The 6,801-nt window shown below is 69.0% G+C and carries 4 protein-coding genes; all 4 read right to left on the reverse strand.

Annotation, left to right across the window (positions count from 1 at the left end; genetic code table 11):
* Nucleotides 1-29: 29 nt before the first annotated feature.
* Nucleotides 30-1,451, reverse strand: a complete 1,422-nt coding sequence (locus ASG87_RS12290; RefSeq protein ID WP_056005377.1) for an HlyD family type I secretion periplasmic adaptor subunit — start codon at nucleotides 1,449-1,451, stop codon at nucleotides 30-32.
* Between the two features lie 4 nt (nucleotides 1,452-1,455).
* Nucleotides 1,456-3,543 carry a type I secretion system permease/ATPase gene (locus ASG87_RS12295; RefSeq protein ID WP_056006455.1) on the reverse strand — a complete coding sequence of 696 codons (2,088 nt, stop codon included), beginning with the start codon at nucleotides 3,541-3,543 and terminating at the stop codon, nucleotides 1,456-1,458.
* Nucleotides 3,544-3,970: 427 nt separating this feature from the next.
* Nucleotides 3,971-4,480 (reverse strand): hypothetical protein, encoded by a 510-nt coding sequence (locus ASG87_RS12300; protein WP_056005380.1) that lies wholly within the window; start codon nucleotides 4,478-4,480, stop codon nucleotides 3,971-3,973.
* A 151-nt stretch (nucleotides 4,481-4,631) separates the two neighbouring features.
* On the reverse strand, nucleotides 4,632-6,506 hold the full coding sequence (locus ASG87_RS12305; RefSeq protein ID WP_056005383.1) for an ABC transporter ATP-binding protein: 1,875 nt from the start codon (nucleotides 6,504-6,506) through the stop codon (nucleotides 4,632-4,634).
* Nucleotides 6,507-6,801 lie beyond the last annotated feature (295 nt).

A 6,801-nucleotide genomic window follows, 5' to 3' on the forward strand; every position in this document is an offset into this window, starting at 1 on the left:
TTTTACTCAGACTCGTCTGGATCGCTACATCAACGCTCCCGCATCGCCTCCGCCCCCTGCTGGTGCAGCGGGCTCAGCAGGTAGTCGATGACCTTCCGCTTGCCGGTCTTTATTTCCGCGCTGAGGCTCATGCCGGGCGTGATGCCGACCTTCGCGCCATCGATGTCGAGGAAGGCGCGGTCGAGCCGGATGCGCACGGGGAACAGCAGGCCCAGCTTCTCGTCCTTGACCGCGTCGTGCGAGACCACGACGACGGTGCCGGTGACGTAGCCGTAGCGGGTGTAGGGAAAGCTGTCCAGCTTCAGCGTGACCGCCTGCCCCGGCCTGACGAAGCCGATGTCCTTGTTGAACACCGTCGCCTCGGCCTCCAGCGATTCCTCGGCCGGCACGATGGACAGCAGCGGCTGGGCGGGCGTGACCACGCCGCCGATCGTATGGATGTCCAGTTGCTGCACGGTGCCGTCGACGGGCGCGCGCAGTTGCATCAGCGCGTCGCGCTGGCTCGTCCTCGCCACGTCGGGGGCGGACTGCCTTATCTGCTCGCGCGCCTGGCGCTCCTCGTCGAGCAGTTGCCGGCGGGTATCGGCCACCGTCAGGGCCAGCTCCTCGCGGGCCCCGGCAATGGCCGAGAGAAGCTCCAGGCGCCGGTTGCGCTGCGAGGCCAGGTCGCGCTCGGCGTTGATCCTTTCCTGCTCCCGGGTCAGGTAGTCCTGGCGGGAGACGTACTCCTTGGCGAGCAGCTTCTTGTAGTCGTCCACGCGGGCACGGGCGATCTGCGCGTACTGCGCGAGCGGATCGATGGAAGCCTCGACCGTGTGCAGCTCGGCCTGCTTCTGGGCAATGGCGGCCTCGAGGCCCTGCCGCTTCGCCTGGAAGGTGGCGAACTCGCTTCCCGCCAATTGCCGGGCCGCCTTGAGGCCGGCCTCCGGCAGTCCGTCCTCGGCGGCCAGTTGCGGCGGCGTGCCGGCGTCGATGGCGGCGACCACCGCGGCGGCGCGCATTGCGGTCAGCCGCGCGCTGACCAGCGCGTCGGCCGCCTTGGCGGCATCGGCCTCGACGCCCACCGCGTCCAGTTCCACCAGCAGGTCGCCGCGCTTCACCGCCTGGCCGTCCTGCACCAGGATACGGCGCACCACGGACGTCTCCATCGGCTGGATGACCTTGGTGCGACCGCTGCTGACGATCTTGCCGGGGGCCACCGCCACGATGTCGAGCCGCCCGAAGCAGGCCCACAGCAGCGCCACGGCGAAAAGCGCGACGATGATCCGCATGCTCCACCGCGGCGCGGGCGACAGCGGGGTGTCGGTCAGTTCCAGGTGGGCGGGCAGGAAGGCCAGTTCCTCCCGCGTGCGCCGGACCGGTTCGAGCTGTTTGCGCTCGGCCCAGGCTGCGCGGAATACCTCGCCGTAGCGGCGGGCGACGTCGAGCAGCGCTTCGAGGCGATGGGTCATCGGGTCAGCCCTGCTGCAGGCGGTGGAGGTGGGCGAAATGGCCGTCGGGGCGTTGCAGCAGCTCGTCTGGCGCCCCGGTTTCCACGATCCGTCCCTTGTCGACGACCACGATGCGGTGGGCGTGGCGCACCGTGGACAGGCGGTGCGCGATGATCAGCACCGTGCGCCCCTGGCAGATCGCGCGCATGTTGGCCATCACCGCGCGCTCGGACTCGTAGTCCAGCGCGCTGGTCGCCTCGTCGAAGATCAGGATGCGCGGATCGGCGACCAGCGCCCGCGCGATCGCGATGCGTTGGCGTTGCCCGCCCGACAGGCTGGCGCCGTGCTCGCCGACGACAGTGTCGTAGCCTTCGGGCAGGTCGACGATGAATTCGTGCGCCCCGGCCAGCTTGGCCGCGTGGATGACGCGCTCCAGCGGCATGCCCGGATCGATCAGCGCGATGTTCTCGCGCACGCTGCGGTTGAACAGGAAGTTCTCCTGCAGCACCACGCCGAGCTGGCGGCGCAGCCAGGCCGGGTCGGCCAGCGCCAGGTCCATGCCGTCCACCAGCACGCGGCCGCGCTCGGGCACGTAGAGCCGCTGCACCAGCTTGGTCAGGGTGCTCTTGCCGGAGCCCGAGCGGCCGACGATGCCCACGATCTCGCCGGCCTGGATGTCCAGGTCGATGCCCGCCAGCACCTCGGCGGTATCCGGGCGGTAGCGGAAGCCGATGTTCTCGAAGCTGATCCGCCCCTGGATCGGCGGCAGCGCCATCCGGCTACCGGCCGCTTCGGTGCGCGTGTTGAGGATGTCGCCGAGCCGCTCGACCGAGATGCCGACCTGCTGGAAGTCCTGCCAAAGCTGCGCCAGCCGCACGATGGGCGCGGCCACCTGGCCCGCCAGCATGTTGAACGCGATCAACTGGCCCACCGACAGCGAGCCGTCGATCACCTGCTGCGCGCCCCAGTAGAGGATGGCGATGCTGACCAGCTTCTGCAGCAGTTGCACGCCCTGCTGCCCGATGTTGGCCAGGCGGGTGACGCGGAACCCCGCGCTGACGTAGCCCGCGAGCTGGTTGTCCCAGGTGCGGGTCATGCGCGGTTCCACCGCCATCGCCTTGGCCGTGCCGATGCCCGACACCGCCTCCACCAGGAACGACTGGTTGTCCGCGCTGCGCACGAACTTCTCGTTGAGCCGCGTGCGCAGGGTGGGCGTGATCGCCGCGGACCACAGCGCGTACAGCGGCAGCGACACCGCCACGATCAGGGTCAGCCAGCCGCTGTAGTAGAACATCACCGCCAGGAAGACGAAGGTGAACAGCAGGTCCAGTACCGAGGTCAGCGTCTGTCCGGTCAGGAAGTTGCGGATGTTCTCCAGTTCCCTGACCCGGGCGATGGTGTCGCCCACCCGGCGCGACTCGAAGTAGGCCAGCGGCAGCGCCAGGATGTGCCGGAACAGCCGCGCGCCCAGCTCCACGTCGATGCGGCTGGTGGTGTGGGCGAACACGAAGGTGCGCAGCCCGGTGAGCGCCACGTTGAAAAGCGTGATGGCGACCAGCCCCACGGTGATCACCGTGAGCGTGGTCATGGCATGGTGCACCAGCACCTTGTCCATCACCACCTGGAAGAACAGCGGCGTGACCAGCGCGAACAATTGCAGGAAGAACGACACCAGCAGCACTTCCAGCAGCAGCCGGCGGTACTTCACCACCGCCGGGATGAACCAGCTGAAGTCGAACCGGGCCAGCTCGGCCACCATCGACGCGCGCGAGGCCACCGTCAGCAGGCGCCCGTCGTAGCGGTCCGCCAGTTCCTGCCGGGTAAGCACCCGCGGGCGCTGCTGGTCGAGGTCGTGGATCAGCGCCTTTTCGCCGTCCACCCGGGCCAGCACGAAGGCGGTGCCGTCGTTCCGCAGCGCGAGGGCCGGCAGGGCGACCCGGTCCAGCCGCTCGGCGGGCTGCCGGATCGCCCTGGCCTTGAGGCCCAGCTTTTTCGCCGCGAGCAGCAGGGCGGCCTCGTCGAAGGGATCGCCGCCGCGGCCGGCGTCGTGGCGCATCTGCGCGGCATCCGCCGCGATGCCGTGGAACTGCGCGAGCAGGACCAGGCCGAGCAGCGGCTGGTCGACGGCGGCATGCGCCGTGCCTTCGGCTTCGGGAACCGGTTGACCTGCGGCAACCGCATCGGAATCCACCACAGCATCCATGCAAAACCCTCAAAGCCCAACCGGGCAGGCTCCCATCGAGCAGGCCCCAACCGGGATACCGGAAATCCGGCATCCCCGCGTATCGCAACCATCGGATACCGGTCGGCAAGCACACGGCCGCATGCTTGGCCCGAAAGCCAGACACTGGAATGAGTGGTGCCCCCTGTACCTCGGCGTTACGGGGCGCAGGAACCTGCGCCTCGCAACTTCTTGCAAGTCTGCGCTGCGGGCATGACAAACTCAATGCGGCCGAGTGTGAGGCAACTCACACCCTGCCCCTTGCCCGGGCATGGCCTCCCGCGCCGTATTTTTTTTGGACAGTCAGACGTACGAACGATTACGCCTTCTTTCCCGCCCGCGTACGCGCGGCCTTCTTGGCGGCCGCCGACCGGCCAGCGGCACCCTTGGTCCGTGCGGCCTTCTTCGCCGCGGCCGAACGGCTGGCGGCGGTGCGCTTTGACGCGGCCTGGTGGCCCTGCCGCGACAGCGCGGATTTCGACGCCGCCTTGCCGCCCTCCTTCTTCAGCGCCTTGCTGGCGGCGCGGCTGCGGGTCGCCTTGCTCTCGGACGACTTCCGCGCGGCCGGCTTCTTGCGCGAAGCCTTCTTCGTCGCGGATTTCTTCACGGCCGACTTCTTCGCCGCCTTGCTCTTGTCGGGGATGTCCACCCCGGCCTTGCGCGCCTTGGACAGGCCGATCGCGATCGCCTGCTTGGCCGAGCGCGCGCCGTGCTTGCCTTCGCGCACGTGCTCGATTTCCTCGCGCACGAACTCGCCGGCCTGCGTGCTGGGCGCCTTGCCTTCGCGCTTGTCCTTGCGTGCGCGTTGAACGGTTTTCTTCTCTGGCATGACGAATCTCCGGTCGCGGCAGTGCCTCGGAGACTGCGCGCCGCGCCGTGAACCCGCGGGCAAGGAAACCTCAATGCGGCGCGAGCGCGCGGGGCGGCGGGGGCGTGCTCCATAAAGCTCCGGCGCGTCGGCGGGAGCCGCGCCTGCGACGCTAGGGGCCACCGCTGCCGCCAGCCCCGGCACCCGCCTGCGCATCCTCCGCCGCCACGAAGCCGCCGGTCTGGCGCCGCCACAGCCGCGCGTACAGGCCATCGTGGGCGATCAGTTCGGCGTGCGTGCCGGTTTCCACGATGCGGCCCTTGTCCAGCACCACCAGCCGGTCCATCCGCGCGATGGTGGACAGGCGGTGCGCGATGGCGATCACCGTCTTGCCCTGCATCAGCAGTTCGAGGCTGTCCTGGATCGCCGCCTCGGCCTCGGAGTCGAGCGCGCTGGTGGCCTCGTCCAGCACCAGGATCGGCGCGTCCTTCAGCAGCACGCGGGCGATCGCGATGCGCTGGCGCTGGCCGCCGCTGAGCTTCACGCCGCGCTCGCCGACCAGCGCCTCGTAGCCCTGCCGGCCCTCGCCGTCGGTGAGGCTGGGGATGAACTCGTCCGCGCGCGCCTTGCGCACGGCCTCCGCGACCTGTGCCTCGCTCGCGTCGGGGCGGCCGTAGAGGATGTTGTCGCGGATCGAGCGGTGCAGCAGCGAAGTGTCCTGGGTCACCACGCCGATCTGCGAGCGCAGGCTCTCCTGGGTGACCCGGGCGATGTCCTCGCCGTCGATGGTGATGCGCCCGCCCTCCAGGTCGTACAGCCGCAGCAGCACGTTGACCAGGGTGGACTTGCCGGCGCCGGACGGGCCGACCAGGCCGATCTTCTCGCCCGGGCGCACGGTCAGGTCGAGCCCGGCGATCACCCCGCCCTGCTTGCCGTAGTGGAAGTGGATGTGGTCGAAATGCACCGCGCCGCGGGTCACCTCCAGCGGCATCGCGCCCTCGCGGTCCTGCACCGCGCGCGGCTGCGAGATCGTGGTGATGCCGTCCTGCACCGTGCCCACGTTCTCGAAGATGCCGTTGACCACCCACATGATCCAGCCGGACATGTTGTTGATGCGGATCACCAGGCCGGTGGACAGCGCGATCGCGCCGACGGTGACCTTGCCCTGGCTCCACAGCCAGATGGCGAGCGCCGTGGTGCCCACGATCAGGAAGCCGTTGAGCGTGGTGATGGTGGCGTCCATGGCGGTGGTGAGCCGGGTCATGCGGCGCAGCTTGTCGGTCTGCTCGGCCATCGCCTCGCCCACGTACGCCTCCTCGCGCTGCGTATGCGCGAACAGCTTGAGCGTCAGCACGTTGCTGTAGCCGTCCACGATGCGTCCCATCAGCTTCGAGCGCGCCTCGGACGCCTTCCACGAGCGCTGCTTGATGCGCGGGATGAAGTACGCCAGGGCGCCGACGTAGGCGAACAGCCAGGCCACCAGCGGCGCGGCCAGCCACGCGTCGGCCTGGGCGAACATCACGATCGCGCTGCCGGTGTAGATCGTCACGTACCAGATCGCGTCGACGATCTGCACCGCCGATTCGCGCAGCGAGCCGCCGGTCTGCATGATGCGGTTGGCGATGCGCCCGGCGTAGTCGTTCTGGAAGAAGCCCAGGCTCTGGCGGATCACGTAGCGGTGGTTCTGCCAGCGGATGCGGTTGGTCAGGCTCGGCACGATCGCCTGGTTCACCAGCATGTCGTGTGTGCCGATCGTCAGCGGGCGCAGGATCAGCACGACGAAGCCCATCCACAGCAGCTCGTTGCCGTGCTGCCGGAAGAAGCCCGCCGCCGGCATGCCCTTGGTCATGTCCACGATGCTGCCGACGAAGCCGAACAGCGACACTTCGACGATCGCCACGAAGAAGCCGACCACGATCGCCGCGGCGAACACCGGCCACACCTGGCGCAGGTAGAACGCGTAGAAGCGCAGCACCGGCTTCGGCGGCATGCCGTCGACCGGCTCCTTGAACGCGTCGATCAGGGACTCGAACCAGCGGAAGATCATGGGGAATCGCGGGGTGCGGTTGGGAACCTAGCGTGCATGCTCGCGGGCAGGTTCTCAAGTCCACGCGCCCGGACGCTTTCCGGCCATTGCCTTCGGCATGCTGCGCAAAGGGGCGATCCGCACTCGGTTGCCGCCGGCTGCTGCGCCATCCACTTTTTTGCACGCGGCCGGACGAAGGCGCCCGCAGCGCGTCGAGCCTGTTCAAAGTCTCCCTGTCGGACTGCCCCCCACGCTCCCCGCTCGTCATTCCTGCGGCTTTCAACGGCCGCAGGGCCGGTCAAGCAGGAGGCGCTTT

This window comes from Frateuria sp. Soil773 (assembly GCF_001428405.1).
Taxonomy (GTDB): Bacteria; Pseudomonadota; Gammaproteobacteria; order Xanthomonadales; family Rhodanobacteraceae; genus LMSL01.

What these genes read in the sequence shown, in the direction of transcription:
- ASG87_RS12290 (WP_056005377.1), bottom strand. Translation starts at nt 1,451, where the DNA reads ATGACCCATCGCCTCGAAGCGCTGCTCGACGTCGCCCGCCGCTACGGC.
- ASG87_RS12300 (WP_056005380.1), bottom strand. Translation starts at nt 4,480, where the DNA reads ATGCCAGAGAAGAAAACCGTTCAACGCGCACGCAAGGACAAGCGCGAA.
- ASG87_RS12305 (WP_056005383.1), bottom strand. Translation starts at nt 6,506, where the DNA reads ATGATCTTCCGCTGGTTCGAGTCCCTGATCGACGCGTTCAAGGAGCCG.